We start from the raw sequence: 20,089 nt of genomic DNA on the forward strand, positions 1-20,089 counted from the left end.
GACGCCGTTCGAACTCATCCGCTTCAGCGGCGCACGCGCGATCGAGCGCGGCAGCTCAGCGCGCGGCAGGCTCAGCCGTAGGTGTCTCGTGGGCCTCGGCCCTGGACGCGGCGCGGGCCCCGGCTCCACGACGGGGCGGCGGGACCGTGGATGTTCAGGCGGGTGACCACGTTGTGGCCCACCTCGACGGCAATGCTCCGGAGCAGGCCGGCGGCGAGCATCCGCAGCTGGGTCGCCCAGGCGGTCGACTCGGCCTCCACGGTGAGCACGCCGGCGTCCAGCTTGATCGGGCGGCTGTGCTTGGCGATGTCCTCGCCGACGACCTTCTCCCAGGCGCCGAAGACGGTCGCCTCGGCCTTGGGCTTCTCCCACCCGCGCTGGCGCATCAGCCGCTCGAGCACGGCACCGAAGGGCTGCGGATCCCGCGGGTCCGGCCCCGGACCGGAATAGCCACGCAGCCGCCGCTCCGGGTCGGCGGCGCCGTACTGCCGGGTCTTCTTCGGCGCCGCCCGCCGCTTCGCGAACGCCGCCTCGATGACGGCCCGAGCCAGCTCAGGGCCCTTCTTCGGCTCCTGCGCCCCGTCGGACGAAGCCGGACCAGCAGCGGCCGGCCCATCCTGCCGCGCCGGGGGCGGCCCTTGCGGGCGCCCCGTTGACCGCGGCCTCCGCGGCCCCTCGGTTGAAGGCTCAGACATGCGTCACCGTCCCGGGAGCGATCTCGAAGCGGGCGCCGGACAGGGCGGTCGGTACGTCCTCCGGCACGGCGCAGGTCACGATCAACTGTGCCGCGTCCGACACCAGCGCCGCCAGTCTGTCTCGCCGGCCGCCGTCCAGCTCGGCGAAGACGTCGTCCAGGACCAGCACCGGCTCGATCCCGTCGGCACGGAGCAGGTCGTAGGCGGCCAGCCTCAGGGCCAGCGCGAACGACCAGGACTCGCCGTGGCTGGCGTACCCCTTGGCCGGCAGTTCGCCCAACGCCAGGAGCAGGTCGTCGCGGTGCGGGCCCACCAGGGTCGTCCCGCGCTCGATCTCGGCCGGCCGTCGCTCGGCGAGCGAGGCCAGCAACGCCTCCTCCAGAGCGGCCCGGTCCGGCGACAACCCCTCACCCAACTTCGACGCGTACGCGATGACGGCCGTCGACCGGCCCGCGGCGACCGCGTCGTAGGCCTTGGTGACGTGCGGCGCCAGCGCGGCGACCAGCTCGATCCGCCCGGCCAGCAATTCGGCGCCGTGCTGGGCCAGGTGGTGGTCCCAGACCGCGAGCGTGGAGAGGTCCTGTCCTTTGGAGCCGCCGACCTTGCGGGTCAGATAGGCCGTCCGGAGCAGGGCGTTGCGTTGCTTGATCACCCGGTCGTAGTCGGCGCGGACGCCGGCGAACCGGGGCTGGCGTGCCACGAGCAGGTCGTCGAGGTAGCGGCGGCGCTCCGACGGGTCGCCGCGGACCAGTTCGAGGTCCTCCGGGGCGAACAGCACCATCCGCAGTGCGCCCAGAACCTCACGCGCACGGCGTACCGGAGAACGGTTGAGTCTTGCGCGGTTTGCCTTGCCGGGCACGATCTCCAGCTCGACCAGCAGCTCGCGTCCATCATGGACGATCGCGCAGCGGATCACGGCGGCGGTCGCGCCGGCCCGGACCAGCGGGGCGTCCGTGGCCACCCGGTGACTGTCCAGAGTGGCCACGTAACCCAGAGCCTCGACGAGGTTGGTCTTGCCGACCCCGTTCTGGCCGACCAGCACGGTCACGCCGGGCTCGAACTCGACGGCCACCCTCTCGTAGGAGCGGAAGTCGGTGAGCTCGACCCGGCGGACGTGCATCCTCTGTCTTTCCCGTGCATTCCGGCGAAGCCGCCTGGGTGGCTCAGCTCAGCTGACGACCGCGTGGCCGCCGAACTGCTGACGGAGTGCGGCGACGGCCTTCATCGCCGGCGAGTCGGGCTGCCGGGACTCGAAACGAGCGAACAGCGACGACGCGATGACGTGCAGCGGGACGGCCAGGCGGACCGCCTCGTCGACCGTCCAGCGGCCCTCGCCGGTGTCCTCGGCGTAGCCCTTGAGCTGGGCCAGCTTGGGGTCGCCGTCGAGTGCCAGGTCGAACAGGTCGAGCAGCCAGGACTTGACCACGCTGCCCTCGCGCCAGCTCTTGATGATGCCGGGGACGTCGTCCACGTACTCCGACGCCGCGAGCAGCTCGTAGCCCTCGGCGAAGGCCTGCATCATGCCGTACTCGATGCCGTTGTGGACCATCTTGGCGTAGTGACCGGCGCCGACCGGGCCGGCGTGCACGAAGCCGTACGGTCCGGCCGGCTTGAGCGCCTCGAAGATCGGCATGGCCAGCTCGACGTTCTTGGCCTCGCCGCCGACCATCAGGGCGTACCCGTTCTTGTGGCCCCAGACGCCGCCGGAGACGCCGGCGTCCATGTAGCCGATGCCCTTCGGCGCCAGTCGCTCGGCCCGGGGCTTGTCGTCGGTGAACTTGGAGTTGCCGCCGTCGATGATCAGGTCGCCGGGCGACAGCAGGTCGGCGAGTTGGTCGATGGTTCCCTCGGTGATGGCGCCGGCCGGGACCATGGTCCAGACCACACGCGGCGCCTCGAGCTTCTCGACCAGCTCGGTGAGACTGGCGACGTCGGCGATGTCGGGATTGCGGTCGTACCCGACGACCTCGTGTCCCGCCTCCCGAATCCGCTCCCGCATGTTGCCACCCATTCGGCCGAGACCGACAAGGCCGAGCTGCATGGTGTCCCCCTAGATGTGTGGTTCTCTCAGCCCAAGTATCAGCGGGTTACCCGGATCGGCATGATCAGATAGCGGTAACCGGGCACGATTTCGCCGTCCTCGGAGGCCGGCGAGAGCACCGCGGGCTTGAACGCGTCCACGAATGCGAGCTGGGCTGTCGGTGCGCCGAGGTTCTGCAGGCCGTCGATGAGGTACTGCGGGTTGAAGCCGATGGTCAGCGCCTCGCCGGTGAAGGTGGCCTCCATCGCCTCACTGGCGCGCGCCTCCTCCGTCCCACCCGCCTCGACGACCAGACCGTCCTCGCTGAAGCTCAGCAGCACCGGGGTGGTCCGCTCGGCGACCAGGGCCACCCGGCGGACGACCTCGATCAGCGCGGCGACCGGCACCCGGGCCTCGGCGTTGTGGCTGGCCGGGAAGAGCGAGCGCACCGGCGGGTAGTTGGCGCCGTCCAGCAGCCGGCTGGTGGTGCGCCGGGTGCCGCCCGCGAAGCCGATCATGCCCTCGCCCGCGCTGCCCTGCGCCAGGGCGATCGTGACGTCGCCACCGACGGTGCCCAGGGTCTTGGCCGTGTCGTTCAGCGTCTTCGCCGGTACCAGCGCGTTCAGGCTGATGTCCGGGTCGTCCGGCGACCACTCCATCTCCCGCATCGCCAGCCGGTAGCGGTCGGTGGCCAGCATCGACAGGTTGCGGCCGTTCAGCTCAACCCGTACGCCGGTCATCATCGGCAGCGTCTCGTCGCGGCCCGCGGCGATGGCCACCTGCTGCACCGCGGCGGCGAAGGACGAGGCGTCGACGGTGCCGGCGCTGGACGGCATGTCCGGCAGGGTCGGGTAGTCCTCCACCGGCATCGTCGGCAGCGTGAAGCGGGCGCTGCCGCACACCAACTCCAGATGCGCGCCGACCGCGGCGATGTCCACCGGCTTGTTCGGCAATGCCTTGGTGATCTCGGCGAGCAGCCGGCCGGAGACCAGCGCGGCGCCGTCGGCGTCGGCCTGCACCTCGACGCTCACCTGGCTGGAGACCTCGTAGTCGAAGCCGGAGACGTGCAACCGGCCGTCGGCGGCGCGCAGCATGACGCCGGCGAGCACCGGCACCGACGGGCGGCTGGGCAGGCTCTTGGCCGTCCACGCCACGGCGTCGGCGAGTGCGTCTCGCTCCACCCGGAACTTCATGCTGTCCTCCGCGAGCTTTCCTCGGTCTCAGGTCTTCTTTGACGGTCTTCGGTGAGGGGCCGGACCACGAACTCTATGGCGCTCCGGCGACGAGCGTCTCCCCGACCCCGGTGCTGTGGAGCCTCTTCGACCGCGAAGCCGCTTGTCCACACCTTGCCCAACGCCGGTGATTGGTTTTTGTTTTCTTAGAAGAGATAACTCGTCATAACCATCGGTCCTGTGCACAGTGTGGAGAACTCACGTTTGCGCTGGTCAGCGGGTTATCCACCGGTGGGTTGCCTGTGGGCAACCAGGGTATAAACCCCCGTCCGCGTCCACAGTCTCCGACGAGACGGCGGTTGTCCACCGTTGTCCACCGGCTATCCACCGGTTGTCCACCGGGTTTGTGCCCAGGCTTGTGGACGACGCCGGGACGCTACCGACTCGTCGTCCCCAGAACCTTCAACAGGAAATCCACACTCCTCCACAGGCGGTGGACAGAGATGTGACTGTGAGTGCTTGTCCACATCGATTTCCCCAGGAGTTGTCCACATCTGTGGGGAACGGCGGTGAAGGTTATCCACCGCTGGGGACAACCCCTGGGGACGAACGGTGGATAACAATGGCACGCTCACCAGGGCAAAGTCGGTTCACGGTCGTGGTCTGGCGGGGCCACGACTGTTCCCACACCCGGGCGAGCGCGAAACGTGGCCCCGGGAGTCCCCGCATGCGACCCGACGCCGTCGGGTGTGCACTCGGGCCCGGCCGGCTTGGGGACAGTGGTGTTCGACGAGCGGATGCCGCCCGGAGCTACCACCGGCTTCTGGTGCGCGGCGGCGGGTCGGCATCCCGGCGGCTGGTGAGCGAGGGCCGGCCGGGGAGATCACGCGGATTCGTCAGCGCGGTGCGTGGGTCATGCGATCGGGAAGCCCGAGCCGGTGACCCCACCGCCGGGCCGGATGCCGTGGGACGGCCCTGAGTCGCAGGCAGGCCGCCGAGGGGGCGGGACTGTGCGTCCCGCGTACCCCTAGGTGTTCTGTTTGATCCTGTTGGTGAGTTCGGCGATCTGGTTGTAAAGAGAGCGGCGCTCGGCCATGTGCTGCCGGATCTTGCGGTCGGCGTGCATCACGGTCGTGTGGTCGCGGCCGCCGAAGGCCTGGCCGATGCGGGGCAGGGAGAGGTCGGTGAGTTCGCGGCAGAGATACATCGCGACCTGACGGGCGTTGACCAGCACCCGGCTGCGGGAGTGGCCGCGCAGATCCTCCAGGCTGACGCCGAAGTAGTCGGCCGTCGAGACCATGATCTGGTCGGCGGTGATCTCCGGGCCGGCGCCGTCCGGCATGAAGTCGCGCAGTACCTCCTCGGCCAGGCTGAGCTGGACCGAGCTGCGGGTCAGGCTGGCGAACGCGGTCACCCGGATGAGGGCGCCCTCGAGTTCGCGGATCGAGTTGGAGACCCGCGACGCGATGAACTCGAGCACGTCGTCGGGGGCGAACATGCGTTCCTGCGCGGCCTTCTTCTGCAGGATCGCGATGCGCGTCTCGAGGTCGGGCGGCTGGATGTCGGCGAGCAGGCCCCACTCGAAGCGGGTGCGCATGCGGTCCTCGAGGGTGGCCAGCTGGCGCGGTGAGCGGTCCGAGCTGATCACGATCTGCTTGTTCGCGTTGTGCAGCGTGTTGAACGTGTGGAAGAACTCCTCCTGCGTCCGCTCGCGGTTCTCCAGGAACTGGATGTCGTCGATCAGCAGGATGTCGACATCGCGGTAACGGCGCTGGAAGGCCTGCGTCTTGTCGTCGCGCAGGCTGTTGATGAAGTCGTTGGTGAATTCCTCTGTGGACACGTAGCGGACCGAGCGGGCGTGGCCCAGCGTCGTCGCGTAGTGACCGATGGCGTGCAGCAGGTGCGTCTTGCCCAGCCCGGAGCTGCCGTAGATGAACAGCGGGTTGTACGCCTTCGCCGGCGACTCGGCCACCGCGACCGACGCGGCGTGGGCGAAGCGGTTCGACGACCCGATGACGAAGGTCTCGAACATGTACTTCGGGTTGAGCCGGTTACCGCTGTCGCCGCCCGGCCGCCGGTCGTTGCCGGAGGTGTTGCGCATCGGGCCGGAGTCGCCGCCCTGCCCCATCCGCATCGAGTCGTCGCGGCGGTCGTCGTAGCCGAGGTTGTCCCGCAGCTGCGCCTGCTCGGTTGCCATCCGCCGGCTCGACTCGTTGGGCTGCTTCACCTCGGTGGGACCGGTCGGCTGTGCGGTGGTCGGCTGCGGCGGCGCCATCATCGACGCCTGCGGCATCGGGACGGGCGCGGCGAACAGGCCGTCCTGCGCCTCGCGGGCGGACGGCACCGGTCGCGCGTACGGAGTAGAAGGCGAGGAGTGCTGAGCCGAACCGGTCGGCTCGGCGTAGTGCGCGGGAGGCGGTGGCGGCTGAACCGGCGGAGGGGTGCCGTAGACCTTGCCCGGCATACCGGTCCCGTCCTCCGGCGGACGCACCGTGACAGCGACCTGTATCGGCCGCCCGTACCTGCGGGACAACGCATCGGTGATCGCCGGCCGCAGCCGCGACTCGATGACGTCACGGGTGAAGGCGTCGGGCACAGAGAGCAGCGCGGTGTCCTCCACTATCGCGCGCAGGCGAGTGAGGCGGAGGTACGCCCGCTGCTGCGCCGACACGATCTCGTCGGCGAGCTCGGCAACCGCCGCGTCCCACACCTCGCTCAGGTCGCCCGATTCGGCCACCGCCGCGCCACCCCCATCACCACCGACCCCCGGTGGCCTTGTCCGGCCGTCCGCCCGTACCTGTCGTACCGAGCAGGCTCTGGCCGGTTTCCCCCAACCTCATCCACCGGCTATCCACAGGTTATCCACAAGCTGTGGGCGCGTCGGCAGGCGCTCCCCCCGGCCGAGAGTCTGGCGGCGGACCCCTGGAGCCTGCGCTGGCGCGTTTCAACAGGCTCACCGTGCCGAACGATTCAGCGGCCCGCCCGGTACTGCCCGGAACGAGCCCTGCTGAGTACGACGCCGGAGACCAGCAAACGGGCACGCTAACAGCGCTGCCACCGCCGCTTCAACCGGCGTCCCACCCCGGGAAGCATTCCCCCGCGTGGAGATTCACTTGAAGCGCAGAAAGACGTGCATCTGTGCCGTCCTAAGATCGACGCGGAGATCATCGGCGGCGTGCCATCGCTCGCATCGTTGACCACCGCGTGCAGCCTGCGTAGGGTCGAGCGGTTGCCTTGCCGCGCCCCTGCTAGAGTGGTCGTCTGGCAGCGATGCCCCTTGTCTTTGTTTTGCACTGATTCGGAGTCCTCACGTGAGCAAGCGCACTTATCAGCCGAACAACCGCCGTCGCGCGAAGACCCACGGCTTCCGGCTGCGCATGCGCACCCGGGCAGGTCGTGCCATCCTCGCCAGCCGCCGCAACAAGGGTCGCGCCACGCTGTCGGCCTGAGCCGACACACGGGCCGCCCGGAAATGCCCAGGTAGTCGTGCTGGCCGCAGCTCAGAGACTGCGGAAGAGCAGCGACTTCACCGCAGCGTTCCGCGGTGGCCGCCGAGTCGGCCGCGGCACCTTGGTCGTACATCTGCAGATCGACGAGCCGGCGCTCGCCTCCACGGCACGCGCCGGCTTTGTCGTGTCCAAGGCGGTGGGCAACGCCGTGGTGCGCAACCGCGTCCGGCGCAGGCTTCGCCATCTCGTCCGCGACCGGCTGGCTGACCTGCCGGTCGGCGCCACGATCGTGGTGCGTGCCCTACCCGCCGCGGCGACCGCGACCGCCGAGACGCTCGGCGCCGACCTGGACGCCGCGCTCACCGTCGCTCGGACCCCTCGGCGGCGGCGATGACCGGGGTCGCCCGCCTGCTCGCGCTGCCGATCGTCGCGTACCGTCGATACGTGAGCCCGGCTCTGCCGGCCCGCTGTCGGTTCTATCCCTCGTGCAGCGCATACGCCCAGGAAGCCCTGGAGCGACACGGCGCTCTCCGGGGTATCGGCCTGGCAGTCTGGCGGATCCTGCGCTGCCATCCGTTCCACCCAGGCGGGTACGACCCGGTGCCCGATCCGATCCGTCACCAGCCGGCCGCCGATGTGACTGGAGCTTGAATTGAGTCTCGACTGGATCTACTACGCGATCTCGTGGATCCTCCTGCAATGGCATGCCCTGTGGGACTTCATCGGAGTGCCCGAGGGCCCGTTCCTCGGCACCAACTGGGCGTGGATCCTCGCCATCGTGTTCCTCGTGGTGACGGTCCGGGTCGTTCTGTTCCCGGTCTTCGTCAAGCAGATCAAGTCACAGCGGGCCATGCAGGCGCTCCAGCCCAAGGTCAAGCTGCTGCAGGAGAAGCACAAGGGTGACCGGGAGACGCTCCAGAAAGAAATGATGGAGCTCTACAAGACCGAGAAGGCCAACCCGCTGATGGGCTGCCTTCCGATGTTCCTCCAGGTGCCGGTCTTCCTGGGCCTCTTCCACGTGCTGCGGCGGCTCTCCCCGGAAAACCAGGGCAAGACGCTGTACGGATGGACCGTCGACCAGTTCGAGAGCGCGACGCATGCGGCCCTGTTCACCGCACCGCTGCCCGCACAGTTCGGCTCGACCGACGCCCAGCTCGCCGCGCTGAACACGAGCAACGGCACCACGGTCAAGGTCATCGCCGCCGTACTGGTGCTGATCATGATGACCACCACGTACCTCACCAGCCGCCAGATGATCCTCAAGACCGGCTGGGCCGAGGACCCGCAGCAGAAGATGATCCAGCGCCTGATGCTGTACGGCATTCCGCTGTCTCTGCTCGTTTCCGGCTCGCTGTTCCCGATCGGTGTGGTCATCTACTGGGTGACGAACAACCTCTTCACGCTGGGTCAGCAGCAGTGGGTGCTCCGCAAGTTCCCGCCGCCGCAGATGAACAAGACGGGCGCCGCCAGCAAAGCCACTCCGGCCAGGACGGGCCCGCCGGCGAAGAAGAACGGCACCAAGGTGACCGGTCCGGTGCAGCCGGGGCGTACCGGCGGAGGTCTTTTCGGCCGCAACAAGAACGTCGAGCCCGAGCCGCAGCAGTCCCCGGTGGTCGACGAGAAGTCGCGCGCGCCCAAACCCGGCGCCAAGCCGATAAACCCCAAGAAGGGCGCCCGACCGGCGAACAAGCCGCGGAGTTGACCGACGCAGACCTCTCCACGCCCGGCTCGATCGGCGTGGGAACAGCGGACCGAGCAGGTCCGGGACCGATTAGTACGGAGATGACACCGTGACCGACACCAGCACTCCCGATTCCTCGGTCTCCGAAGCCCAGGAGACCGACTCCCCGGAGGCCGCACCCGAGGAGACCAAGAAGTCGGAGAGCGTGGCTTCCGACAGCGAGCTGTTCCGGCAGAGTGAGATCGCTGCTGACTACGTCGAAGGACTGCTGGACATCCTGGACTACGACGGCGACATCGACGAGCTGGTGTCGGCCGGCCGTCCGATGGTCGAGGTCGTGGGTGGTCGACTGCAGGCCCTGGTCGGCCAGCGCGGCGCCACCCTCGAGGCGATGCAGGAACTGACCCGGCTGGCGATCTTCCGGGCGACCGGTACGCCGAGCCGCCTGCTGCTGGACATCGGCGGCTACCGCGCCAACCGGCGCAAGGAGCTGGCTGCGGTCGCACGCAACGCCGTCGAGAAGGTGAAGGAGCACGGTGACGCCGTGCGCCTGGAGCCGATGTCGGCCTTCGAGCGCAAGTGCGTGCACGACGTGGTCAACGCGATCACCGGTGTGGAAAGCGAGTCGGAGGGCGTCGAGCCCAACCGGCGGATCGTCGTGCGTCCGGTCGACTGATGAATGACCCGCTTCTCAGCGGGGATGACCTCGGCCCGGGCGGTTCGCCCGGGCCTTCGTCTTCCTCGCTCTTCGGTGACCGGTTCGAGCTTGCTGTGGCGTACGCCGAGCTGCTCGTCACGGACGGCGTGACACGTGGTCTGATCGGCCCGCGTGAGGCTCCGCGCATCTGGGAACGCCACCTGGACAACTGTGCCGTCGTGTCCGAAAAGATAGATATCGGCGCTTCGGTGGTTGACGTGGGCTCTGGTGCCGGTTTGCCCGGTATCGTGCTGGCAGTGGCTCGGCCGGACCTGCGCATCACTCTGGTCGAGCCGCTGGCACGACGAACCGCGTTCCTGGACGAAGCAGTGGACCACTTGGGCCTGTCCTCGACCGTCACGGTTGTTCGTGGACGGGCGGAGGAGGTCCGCCTGGAGCCGGCCGACGTGGTCACCGCGCGGGCCGTGGCGCCCCTCGACCGGCTCGCCGGTTGGTGCCTGCCGCTGGCCGCGGTGGGTGGCCGGGTGCTGGCGCTGAAGGGGTCGTCGGCCGCCGACGAGGTGGCCGAGCACGCCGACGCGGTGCGTGGCCTCGGCGGTTCCGAGCCGGTGGTCCTGCAGTGCGGGGTGGGTGTGATCGAGCCGCCGACAACGGTGGTGGAGATCGTCCGCGAGCGGGTCGTGGTGCCGTCTCGGTCCCCGGCGTCGCCGGGGGCGAAGGGGCGCGCGTCCGGCGATGGACGTGGCTCCGGGCGAAGGAGAACGCGAAGGGGTTAACACGGATGGGCGGCGGCAGACGCGACACACGCACGCGAGTGGGGCGGTCTCCGCGTCCGGGGCCGGCGCAGAATGCTTTGCCGGATAGCAAGATTGAGCCGGTGCCGAGTCGGGCACCTGGGCGGTCTCCTACCGCCGACCTGTCGTCTCGCGCTGCGGGTGGTTTACGGCGTCGTGCGGAGGATCGGTTCGAGTTGGCGGAGCTCTCCTCGGTTGGCGGTCAGCCGACCCTCGAATTGCCCGCTCCCGAACCAGACGAGCCGACCATGCCCGACTGCGCACCGATGCTGTCCTGTGCTGCGCCGTTCACCGACTACGTTCCGTCCAGCGACGCGGCGTCCTCTGACCGGGTAGCGCCGTCCCTGGCTCCGCCGAGCACCGCGCATTTCCTGGGTGACTTGACGGTCGGCTCGGATCTCCGCAGCGACCCAACCCTCGGCCGACGGCCAGGAGCTCCTCGCCCGGGGCTGGCCTCGGTCGCCTCTGATTCTGTCCCCGCTGACCGTGAGCATCAGCAGGATCCGAGCCGGCCGGGTAATTCACCTCGATCGCGGCTCGAGGCCCGAGCCTTTTCGGACACCGGGTGGCCCGCCCGACGAGGACCGACTTTCGGTGCCGTGCTGGCTCTCGTACCCGGCTTCATGGTCTTTGAGACGGACGCCACACCGCGACTTGCGGTCCTCGCCGGCGGGGTCGCTCAGCGCGGCCGACCCGCGCCGCCCGACGGTGGCGGCGAGTTTTCCACAGGCTTCGATCTGGGTCTTGCTGGCAGCGTGGTCGTGGACTTAGCCTGGTCAACCTCGGCGCCAGCAGCGTCGACCCAAGCTCCCACATCGCATCACCCGGTCGATGCGTCGACGCCCATCGGCAGCGTTCCATCGATCGCTTTCTCGAATGCCACTCCAGTGACGGATGTGGCTGACGGCGTGTCGCCCTATCAGGCGGACAGGCGTGGCAAGCGCCGCCCGACGGCCGTAGGCTGGCCGCGCGTCGATAGTGTGGACCGGTTGGCGGGCGCACCCGGTGCACCGCCTCTCGCCCCGCCTCTTGCGTCGCCCGACGATGCCGAGGTGGGCACTCGCGGTGCCGACCCATTCCAAGCAGGCAGGGACAAGACGGTGCATGAGTTCGGCAGTGGCCTCGACGGTTTCCCCTCGAGTCGACCCGGTGTTTCACGTGAAACCAACACATTCGCTGGTGTAGATAACGCAACGTCGTCATCGCCGTACTCGGGGATCTCTCCTGGCTCGTCAGCGTCGGCGAGCATCGGCTTTGCGGCAGGCGAAACGGGCAATGGCGGGTCGGGCGCTCCTCAGCCGCATGTCGGCACCGGCTACGCGAGCGCCCAAGCCTCCGGCGGTCAGGTGTACGGAAGTCCGGTAGGACCGCAGCCGACGCCACCGAGTGATGGTGCCGAGGGTCGCCGCGCGGGACAGCCGGTTGATTACGGATACGCGCCGGAGCCGCATGTGCCGGCTCAGGCCCCGCGGTCCGGCCTGTCGACCCCGGCGGTCGCCCCCGTCTCCGGATCCGCTCCGATGCAGGGAGCACCGACGGCAACATCTCCTACGGGTGACGGCAACCGTCATCCGGACGAGCATGTTTCACGTGAAACGCCGGAGCGGGATGAGGACGATCCGCCGCTCGCCATGGAAGCGTTGCGTGCTGTGCAGATCCTCAACCCGAGCGGCGAAATCACGATGCCGCGTCCCGATCATCCGAGGGTCCTCTGCGTTGCGAACCAGAAGGGCGGCGTCGGCAAAACCACGACGACGGTGAACCTGGCTGTGGCGCTCGCGCTGCACGGCAACCGTGTGCTCGTGGTTGACCTCGACCCGCAGGGGAATGCGTCCACCGGCCTCAACGTCCCGCATCACGCGGGCGTACCCGATGTCTATGACTGTTTGATCGACAACGTGCCGCTCAGCGAGGTGGCTCAGGCGGTTGAGGGAATCCCGAACCTGTTCTGTGTGCCGGCGACCATCGACCTGGCCGGCGCCGAGATCGAGCTGGTCTCGGTGGTGGCTCGCGAGTCCCGCCTCGCTCGCGCGATCTCCGCACATCCCGAGAAGTTCGACTACGTCTTCATCGATTGCCCGCCGTCCCTCGGCCTGCTGACCGTGAACGCGCTGTGCGCCGCGCAGGAGGTCCTGATCCCGATCCAGTGCGAGTACTACGCGCTGGAAGGCCTCAACCAGTTGATCAATAACATCAACCTGGTGCGCCAACACCTGAACCCGACGCTGGACGTTTCGACGATCCTGCTGACGATGTACGACCGCCGCACGCGCCTGGCCGACGCCGTCGAGCAGGACGTCCGGAATCACTTCGGTGAAAAGGTTCTGCATGCGGTGATCCCTCGCAACGTCCGTGTGTCGGAGGCGCCGAGCTACGGCCAGTCCGTGATGACCTACGACCCGGGCTCGCGTGGTGCCACCAGCTACTTCGAGGCCGCCCTGGAGATCGCGATGCGTGGGGTCAGTGACAACGGAGGCACCGCATGAAGAACCGTCCACGGGGAGGCCTCGGCCGGGGACTGGGCGCTCTGATCCCAACCGCGCCGGCGGCAGCCGTCGCGACCGAAGAGGCCGCCCCTCCTCCCCCGGCGCAGCCTTCCGCGCCGACCCAGTTCACGGCACCGGCACCACCGGAAGAGCCCACACCCGAGCCGCCGGCGAGTGACCCGTCCAGCGACTTGGCGCCGGTTCCCGGTGCCCGCTTCGCCGAGCTGCCGGTCACCGCGATCCAACCGAACTCGAAGCAGCCCCGCCACGTCTTCGACGAGGAGGCGCTGGAGGAACTGAAGATCTCCATCCAGGAGGTCGGGTTCCTGCAGCCAATCGTCGTCCGCGACGCCGGCGACGGTAAGTACGAGCTGGTCATGGGTGAGCGCCGGTGGCGCGCCGCCCAGGCGGTCGGCAGGGAGACCATTCCGGCCATCGTCCGCGACACTCGCGACGACGCGATGCTCCGGGACGCGCTGCTGGAGAACATTCACCGCGCCAACCTGAACCCGCTGGAAGAGGCGGCCGCCTACCAACAGCTGCTCGACGAGTTCGGCGCCACCCACGAAGAGCTGGCGAAGCGCATCGGCCGCAGCCGCCCCCAGATCTCCAACACGATCAGGCTCCTGAACCTGCCGGCCCCGGTCCAGCGCCGCGTCGCGGCCGGCGTGCTGTCGGCCGGCCACGCCCGCGCGCTGCTGAGCCTGGACGACACCGAGGCGCAGGAGCAGCTGGCTCTGCGCATCGTTGCCGAGGGGCTGTCGGTCCGTGCCACCGAGGAACTTGTTTCGCTGGCGATTGCCGACGGCCCGGCCAAGAAGGCGACACCGGCACGTCGCCCGAAGGTTCACGCGCCCGCTCTCAACGACCTGGCCGACCGCCTGTCCGACCGCTTCGACACACGAGTGAAGGTCGACATAGGACGGAACAAGGGCAAGATCACGATCGAGTTCGCGACCGTGGACGATCTGGAGCGCATCGTCGGCATGATCGGCGTAGAAGAAGAGGGCGCGGCCGAAACGCCGGAGTGAAGCGCACGTCCGCGGTGCCTATTCGCCGTGGTCGACCCCAAGGCACGTGAGCCAGCCGGATCACGTGCCTTCTTCATGTCCGGAGTCGTGTTTGTTCAATGTAGACACACATGCTCTGACCAGCACATTCATACCCGCAAAGATTTACACTTCAACAACTTCTGTCAACGCGATCCTCCTGAGATTCTTGGTCCCTGGCGAACTACCCGGATGTCATTTCAAAACCCAAGATCAAGCCGCTTGGCCCCTTGGGTGCCTCTTACCGATGTGGATCAGGCGCGAGACGCGCTTCAGGCAGAAGTGTGGTGCCTCGAAGCGACGATTGAGCCGTTCCATCGTTGCCGACCCTTGCTCGGGCACCCAGCCGATGACGGCTGTTCGCGGCCTTGGATACGGCTAGCGCATCGCGATTGGTCAGCAGCGCTATCCGGTTAGCTCGCGTTCTGTTCCAGACGTGGGGTGACAGTCGTGTGCTCCCGATGTATCGAACGCGAGCCAGGGTCATGATCACTTCTTCGCCGCCAGCGCGCACTGCTTTGAGGATCGGCCCTGCCTTGCGTGCCCTCGGTCATTTGACGCTGGGCGGTCAGCGGCACCTTGGTATTGCCGGGGTGCTTGCGCTCAGGCCCAGACCGAACGCTGCGACGAGCTGGTCACCTTGCTTGGCCCGCGGGCTCGATCGGCCTCAAACTCGGGGCGGACAACTCCGGCAGGTTTGGTGAAGGTGACCCGACCGTAGGGCGCAACGGATCATGTTGTTCTTTGCTGCGGAGCTGCCCAGCCTTACCGTCCGCCGCGGGACCAAGCGCTTTTGGCCCGACGGTGTCTACCTCGCGCCGAGGGTTCTTACCGCCCGATGGACCGGCCGGAGGCGTGTGACCGCAAGCTTGGAATCTCAGCCCTCTCGTCTCTACGCCAGGATCGGAGCTTCCTGAGTTTTTCGAGGCCGAGCAGGGTGCTCAAGTCGGCCGGATCTGGTGACGACTGAGTCGCAACGGTGTTGAACTCTGCAGTCGAAATGAGCAAGCTGACGGCTACCGGTTCGCTCGTGGCTAGCGAGGCGGTCCACCTGATCGGTGCCACCCTGACGGCGGCTCTGCCGGCTTCCGTGTTTCACGTGAAACCACGGCCTTCGGTTCTGGTCCGAGCGGCTCGGGTCTGGCCGAAGCTGGGAACTAGAGGCACAAGAACCCTTGCTTACCAACGGGGACTTTCGAACCGCCTCGGCCCCTTCGCCTCGTCCGTGGATCTCGCCGGTGGATGCCGGCAGCAGTCGCTGGTACCCGGCGATACGTTGCCAGCTCTCTGGGGTCAACCGGGCCGGGACGGCGAATTTGGACGGCGCTGGCCTGTCTCACGTGAAACTTCGCTGTCCCGCCAGGCACCCATGACAGGTCCGCGATTGCGTTCATCTTGAGTGACGGGCTGGTGGAACGCCTTACCTCTTCAGGCTGAAGAACCGTTCGACCGACGAGACTGACGTCAGCGGAGGCAAGACGACCCTCGTGGCCGAGGGGCCTGGTGCTGACGAAAGGTAGAAACAACGTTCGCGCCATCGCGGGCCAGCGGAGGCGGCCCGAAGCCGCTTGCCCCTGTTTGGCGGCCGTTGCGTTTCACGTGAAACGCACCCAGGCCGAAGACTCCGATGGTCGACTAAGGCGAACGCCGAGTCGACCTCGTCCTGGCGGGTGGTGGCTCGACCTCGTCCTGGCGGGTGGTGGCTCGACCTCGTCCTGGCGGGTGGTGGCTCGACCTCGTCCTGGCGGGTGGTGGCTCGACCTCGTCCTGGCGGGTGGTGGCTGGTGTTTCACGTGAAACGTGTGCCAGGGCGGGTTGTGCTTCATCCGTGCGACTCGCTGCGGTCGGCTCATTGCCTGAGGACCGTGGCGAGGAGGCCGGCCGGGGCGCCATCCCTACATCGGTCATTCGAGCGCCTCGTCGGAGCGAGCGCCGACTAGCCTCGGCGGTCTGGGTGCCGTGACCGCAGCTGGGCTACCGATGGTGTGCGCCAGCTGTGACCCATGAGGTTTCATGGTCCTCCGCCATCCGACTGTGGTCTCCCCTGCAGCCGCCCGGAGCGGCAGACGATCCGCGACGTCTTGGAGCCTGTGCGGGCGGTGCTGAACGGTACTGGGCGGCCAGGCCTTGGCGGCCGATTGGTGCAGCCGAGCAGCAAGCGCGCTGCGGCCGTCCAAGTGGTTCGGGATATCTCGATCGGCGACTCTGTCCAGCGGACTGGTCGAGAATTCGGGTGGGCGGGGCAATCGAGGGGCGAGTGGCCCTCTGGCGCGAGAAGCAGCCAGCCGGCGTCCGGTGGCGACGTCATCGGCCCTCCGGGTCAGGCGGGCGCCACGTAAGCCAGCGACGACGTCGAGGGCGGAGACGGTGACCTCAAGCCGGCCCAGTGTGAGGCCTGGCGCGAAAGGACTGGGGCAAGAAGGCCCGCGGCGAGTCCAGCGGTCGACGGCCGGTTAATGGGCGGCCCCTTGGCGAGCCGATCGGCCGTTGGACGGCGGCGCGGCATAGGCGCCCTGCCGCGGTGATGAGCTTGGGGTGGACAGCCGGGGGCGTTTCCGAGGGCGGCGGACCGGGGTGTGTCCGGCCCGAGTGCAGTGATCCGAAGGCGACGGCCCTGAAGGCGATTACCCAAGCACCACGGCCACTAGATAGCGGGTCCTCTGTGCGACGATCCCCGCGTTGGCGGCGCAGGTCCTGACGCGACTCCTCAACCTGACTCGTGACGTTGAGAGAGACGGCCAAGGGATGTATCGGTTGCGCGATGACTAAGGGGGGCAACGCGCCCTTGGGGCACCAGAGAAGGCGAAGGGGGAGCCGCAGCAATAGTCCGGCCGCAGGCGATGTCACGCCTAGCTCTGTATTGGCATGAGGAGCCGCGCACGAGCGAGATCGGGCAGCCCCGGCCGAGACGGTCTGGGACAACGCCGAGCGAACGTGCGGGGTTCCACAACTGGACGGGACCGACTCTGGCGCTCGGCCGCGCGATTTTCCGAGAGCTCCCCCGTGCGCGATGCTGGGTTCCGGACCGCGGCTCCGAGAAGCACCTTGGTTGCCCGGCCGGCGTTCGTGACCCTGACGTCTGTCTGGTTCGAGAGGGCAAGGCGAGCGCTGGCCCGTCGGCGAAGTTGACTCCGCGACTAGTCGGAGACGACGTGGCCGGAAGGCTCGAGGTCGAGCGATAGGCGAGGCGTTGGTTGGAAGGTAGGCCGCTGGGCTGGGGCTGACCGGAGGGCTATCCAGTCTTGCCCGACGGCTGAGGGCGGTTACAGCGGCGTTGGTCGGCCGGGTCCGGGCGAAATCCAAGAGATCGAATAATAGGCAAGTATCGAAGTGGGGCCTCAACAGGCACGACGTGGCCGTCGCGCTGGGCAGGCTCGGCGACCGGCACCAGGCCGCTCGGACGGATCGATGGAGCTTGCCTAATGCATCGGGAAACGACGTTATCCACAGGCTGTGGGCAGTGCTGTTGAGAAGAGTGGCGGATCGCGTTTCACGTGAAACGAGGCAGGGTGCCGAGCGCTTGTACACGCGGGTATCCACAGGGTGCGCAAGCGTTCTACGTCGCGTTTCACGTGAAACGGGGCTGCCTGTGGATAACTTTTGTGGATAACTTCTGGCGTGGTGCAGTGCCCACGGATAGTGATCGACTTCTACATGGGGCGGCATCTGGAGGGCGGGTGCCTCGCTCGGGTGAAGCTCCGCGAAATTGACCCGGGACAGTGGGCTGTGACCTGCACTAGGGTCAGGTTCGTGCCCCAAAACCCCGCCCCTCTGCCGGACTTCACGCGCTGGCCGTCGTTCCCTTTCGAGGGCGACATGCGCATCAAGCAGATCGCCGCGCCCGTGGCGGTGGAGCCTCCGCGAAGTGGCGAGGATGCCTCCGAGTGTGTGGCCTGCAATACGCCGGATGACGCGTACATCTGGCACAGCGAACGCTGGCGTGTGCGAGCGATGGACCGGCCCACCGGGCTGCCCATGGTCGTGATTCTCGAATGCCGCTCGCATCTCGACCTCGGCGATCTGCCGAACCTGCTGGCGGCCGAGCTGGGTGTCATGACGGTCCGCCTGGAGCGCGCGATCCGGTCGCTCGACGGGGTGGCACGAGTGCACGTCAACCGGTGGGGCGACGGCTCGGCGCACCTGCACATGTGGTTCCTCGCGCGCCCCTACGGCCAACTGCAGCTGCGCGGCACGTTCCTGTCGCTCTGGGACGACATCCTCCCCTCGATTCCCGAGCAGCAGTGGCGGGAAAATCTGGCGCTCGTGGCCGCCTGGCTCGCCGAGTTCGGGGGCGAGGCGAACGCCGAACCGCCGCACATCCAGTGGGAGTCGCCCGCCTCTTTCAGCACTTCCCCGACTGCGGAGACGTCGGCGAGCGTGTCCGCCACCGCCTCCGTCTCCACCGCGAGCGGCGACAGCCCGTCGGTGTCCGGCCCAAGCGATTCGGCGGCGGCTGATTCTTCGAGTACGTCCGGAGCGATGTCCCGGGAATCAAACGCGGACAGCACGTCCGCCGTCGCGTCGGTGGAACCAGCGGCGGGCGCCGCATCCGGACCGTCGTCGGACGTTGGCGGCGTGGACGCTTCCGGTGCGGCCGGCGACCGCAACACGTCGAGCGGCCCGACTGTGCCGCGGCAAGCTACGGGAGAAACGTCAAGCCGGGTCTAGCCGCGTCCGTTGCCGCAGAGTCGGCAAAGGGCACGCCGACTCGGGATGTGTGCCCGTGAGTGCCGGGTGCTTTCGCCTCGACGAGATGGAGCGTCCACTGCTCGCGGTGGCACCCTGGGCTCGCGGTGGCACGCCGGCGCAGAGAGCGCCGTCCAACAGCGGTGCCGGCCTAGTGATCAGGCCGCCGAGCGCGTGACCGCCCGCATCACGAGCGACGTCAGGACGCTGCCGAACTTCAGGTCAGCGGCCTGCAAGGCCAGCGGCAGCAGAGACGTCTCCGTCATGCCGGGCGAGACGTTGGCGCCCAGCACGTGCGGGTTGCCGTCGGCGTCGACGATCAGGTCTACGCGGGACAGGTCCCGCAGCCCCAACGCCTTGTACGCGGCCAGCGCCGTCTCCGCCACCCGCGCGGCCACCGGCTCGTCCAGGCGGGCCGGAGCGTGCCATGTCGTCAGCCCGGCGGTGTACCGGGCGGCGTAGTCGTACACCCCGTTGCGCGGGACGATCTCGACCGCGGGCAGAGCCTGCGGACCTTCGCCCAGGTCGACGATCGAGACCGCCACGCCGGTGCCAGGGATGTAGCGCTCGACGAGCGCGGTCGAGTCGTACCCGAAACAACCAACCATCGCGGCCGGCAGCGCCGCCGCCTCCCGGACCACCGCGGCGCCGAGGCCCGACCCGCCCTGTGCCGGCTTGACCATCAGCGGCAGGCCCAGCCGCGACGCGATCCGGTCGAGGACCGCGACGGCGCCGAGCTCGGAGAACCGATCGTGCGGCAGCGCGACCCAGTCCGGCGTGGGAATGCCCGCCTCGCGGAGCATCGACTTCGCCGACGGCTTGTCCCACGCAAGGCGGGAGGCGCGGGCATCACAGCCGACGTACGGTACGCCGCACAGATCCAGCACGCCGCGCAACGAGCCGTCCTCACCCGTGGCGCCGTGCAGCGCGATGACCACGGCGTCCGGCGGATCCGCCTCGAGGTACGGCAGCAGCGCCGCATCGGCGTCGCGCACCTCAGCCGCGATGCCGGCACCGCGAAGCGCATCGAGCGCCCGTCGTCCCGAACGCAGCGAAACGTCCCGCTCGTAGGAGAGGCCACCCGCGAGTACGAGCACCTGCAAGTCAGCGGGCTCGGGCAGGTGTCGGGCACTCGCCGCGACGGGCGCGTTACCGGTGGATCCGGCCGCGGTGGTCGAGGCGGGAGCGTCGGGTGCTGGAGGCATGGCTGGCCTTTCGGCGCGACTGATGGCGAGGTGTTCGGCGGCGCCATTGGGCAACCGCGGTGGGCGAAGTCTCAGATGTCGGCCCGGCCGCGGGTGCGGGTTTCGGGCGTCGGTCGCGCTCGGTGCTCACGGTCCCGCCGAGCATGGCACCAGCGCAGCGGCCGAGATAGGCAGCGATGCCAGGTCGAGGGAGT

15 protein-coding genes are annotated in these 20,089 nt (G+C 68.4%); 9 read left to right on the forward strand and 6 right to left on the reverse strand.

Annotated elements, in window-relative coordinates; translation table 11 throughout:
• Positions 1-71 precede the first annotated feature (71 nt).
• From QSK31_RS44080 to dnaA, 5 genes are all read right to left on the reverse strand, one after another.
• On the reverse strand, positions 72-695 hold the full coding sequence (locus QSK31_RS44080) for a DciA family protein (RefSeq protein WP_285691006.1): 624 nt from the start codon (positions 693-695) through the stop codon (positions 72-74).
• Positions 688-1,815, reverse strand: a complete 1,128-nt coding sequence (gene recF, locus QSK31_RS44085; protein WP_285691007.1) for a DNA replication/repair protein RecF — start codon at positions 1,813-1,815, stop codon at positions 688-690. Before recF ends, QSK31_RS44080 begins: the two co-directional genes overlap by 8 nt.
• Before the next feature lie 48 nt (positions 1,816-1,863).
• A complete protein-coding gene (gene gnd / locus QSK31_RS44090) occupies positions 1,864-2,736 on the reverse strand; it encodes a phosphogluconate dehydrogenase (NAD(+)-dependent, decarboxylating) (protein ID WP_285691008.1) in 873 nt (290 codons plus the stop codon).
• Between the two features lie 38 nt (positions 2,737-2,774).
• Complete coding sequence (gene dnaN / locus QSK31_RS44095; RefSeq protein WP_285691009.1) at positions 2,775-3,908, reverse strand: DNA polymerase III subunit beta; 1,134 nt, start codon at positions 3,906-3,908, stop codon at positions 2,775-2,777.
• A gap of 1,006 nt (positions 3,909-4,914) precedes the next feature.
• Positions 4,915-6,624, reverse strand: coding sequence for a chromosomal replication initiator protein DnaA (dnaA, locus tag QSK31_RS44100; protein ID WP_285691010.1), 1,710 nt, complete (start codon positions 6,622-6,624; stop codon positions 4,915-4,917).
• A 574-nt stretch (positions 6,625-7,198) separates the two neighbouring features.
• Here dnaA and rpmH point away from each other — a divergent pair.
• The 9 genes from rpmH to QSK31_RS44145 all read left to right on the forward strand — a co-directional run bounded on the left by rpmH (position 7,199) and on the right by QSK31_RS44145 (position 18,672).
• On the forward strand, positions 7,199-7,336 hold the full coding sequence (gene rpmH, locus QSK31_RS44105; protein ID WP_285691011.1) for a 50S ribosomal protein L34: 138 nt from the start codon (positions 7,199-7,201) through the stop codon (positions 7,334-7,336).
• Between the two features lie 37 nt (positions 7,337-7,373).
• On the forward strand, positions 7,374-7,730 hold the full coding sequence (rnpA, locus tag QSK31_RS44110) for a ribonuclease P protein component (RefSeq protein WP_285691012.1): 357 nt from the start codon (positions 7,374-7,376) through the stop codon (positions 7,728-7,730).
• Between the two features lie 14 nt (positions 7,731-7,744).
• Positions 7,745-7,987, forward strand: a complete 243-nt coding sequence (gene yidD / locus QSK31_RS44115) for a membrane protein insertion efficiency factor YidD (RefSeq protein WP_502873108.1) — start codon at positions 7,745-7,747, stop codon at positions 7,985-7,987.
• A 1-nt stretch (position 7,988) separates the two neighbouring features.
• Positions 7,989-9,038 carry a membrane protein insertase YidC gene (gene yidC, locus QSK31_RS44120; protein WP_285691014.1) on the forward strand — a complete coding sequence of 350 codons (1,050 nt, stop codon included), beginning with the start codon at positions 7,989-7,991 and terminating at the stop codon, positions 9,036-9,038.
• An 88-nt stretch (positions 9,039-9,126) separates the two neighbouring features.
• The gene (locus QSK31_RS44125; protein WP_285691015.1) at positions 9,127-9,693 is read left to right on the forward strand and encodes a Jag family protein; all 567 of its coding nucleotides are present in this window, start codon (positions 9,127-9,129) and stop codon (positions 9,691-9,693) included.
• Positions 9,693-10,451, forward strand: a complete 759-nt coding sequence (gene rsmG / locus QSK31_RS44130; RefSeq protein ID WP_285691017.1) for a 16S rRNA (guanine(527)-N(7))-methyltransferase RsmG — start codon at positions 9,693-9,695, stop codon at positions 10,449-10,451. Before QSK31_RS44125 ends, rsmG begins: the two co-directional genes overlap by 1 nt.
• Before the next feature lie 1,364 nt (positions 10,452-11,815).
• A complete protein-coding gene (locus QSK31_RS44135; protein ID WP_285691040.1) occupies positions 11,816-12,955 on the forward strand; it encodes a ParA family protein in 1,140 nt (379 codons plus the stop codon).
• Positions 12,952-13,986, forward strand: coding sequence for a ParB/RepB/Spo0J family partition protein (locus QSK31_RS44140; RefSeq protein WP_285691018.1), 1,035 nt, complete (start codon positions 12,952-12,954; stop codon positions 13,984-13,986). Before QSK31_RS44135 ends, QSK31_RS44140 begins: the two co-directional genes overlap by 4 nt.
• A 3,768-nt stretch (positions 13,987-17,754) precedes the next feature.
• Positions 17,755-18,672: a hypothetical protein gene (locus tag QSK31_RS44145; protein WP_352244596.1), complete on the forward strand. Its 918-nt coding sequence runs from the start codon at positions 17,755-17,757 to the stop codon at positions 18,670-18,672.
• 176 nt (positions 18,673-18,848) lie between these two features.
• On the opposite strand, the gene QSK31_RS44150 is transcribed toward QSK31_RS44145, so the two are convergent.
• On the reverse strand, positions 18,849-19,895 hold the full coding sequence (locus QSK31_RS44150) for a D-alanine--D-alanine ligase family protein (RefSeq protein ID WP_285691019.1): 1,047 nt from the start codon (positions 19,893-19,895) through the stop codon (positions 18,849-18,851).
• Positions 19,896-20,089: the final 194 nt, after the last annotated feature.

The sequence above is a fragment of the Actinoplanes sp. NBRC 103695 genome, assembly GCF_030269485.1.
Lineage (GTDB): Bacteria > Actinomycetota > Actinomycetes > Mycobacteriales > Micromonosporaceae > Actinoplanes.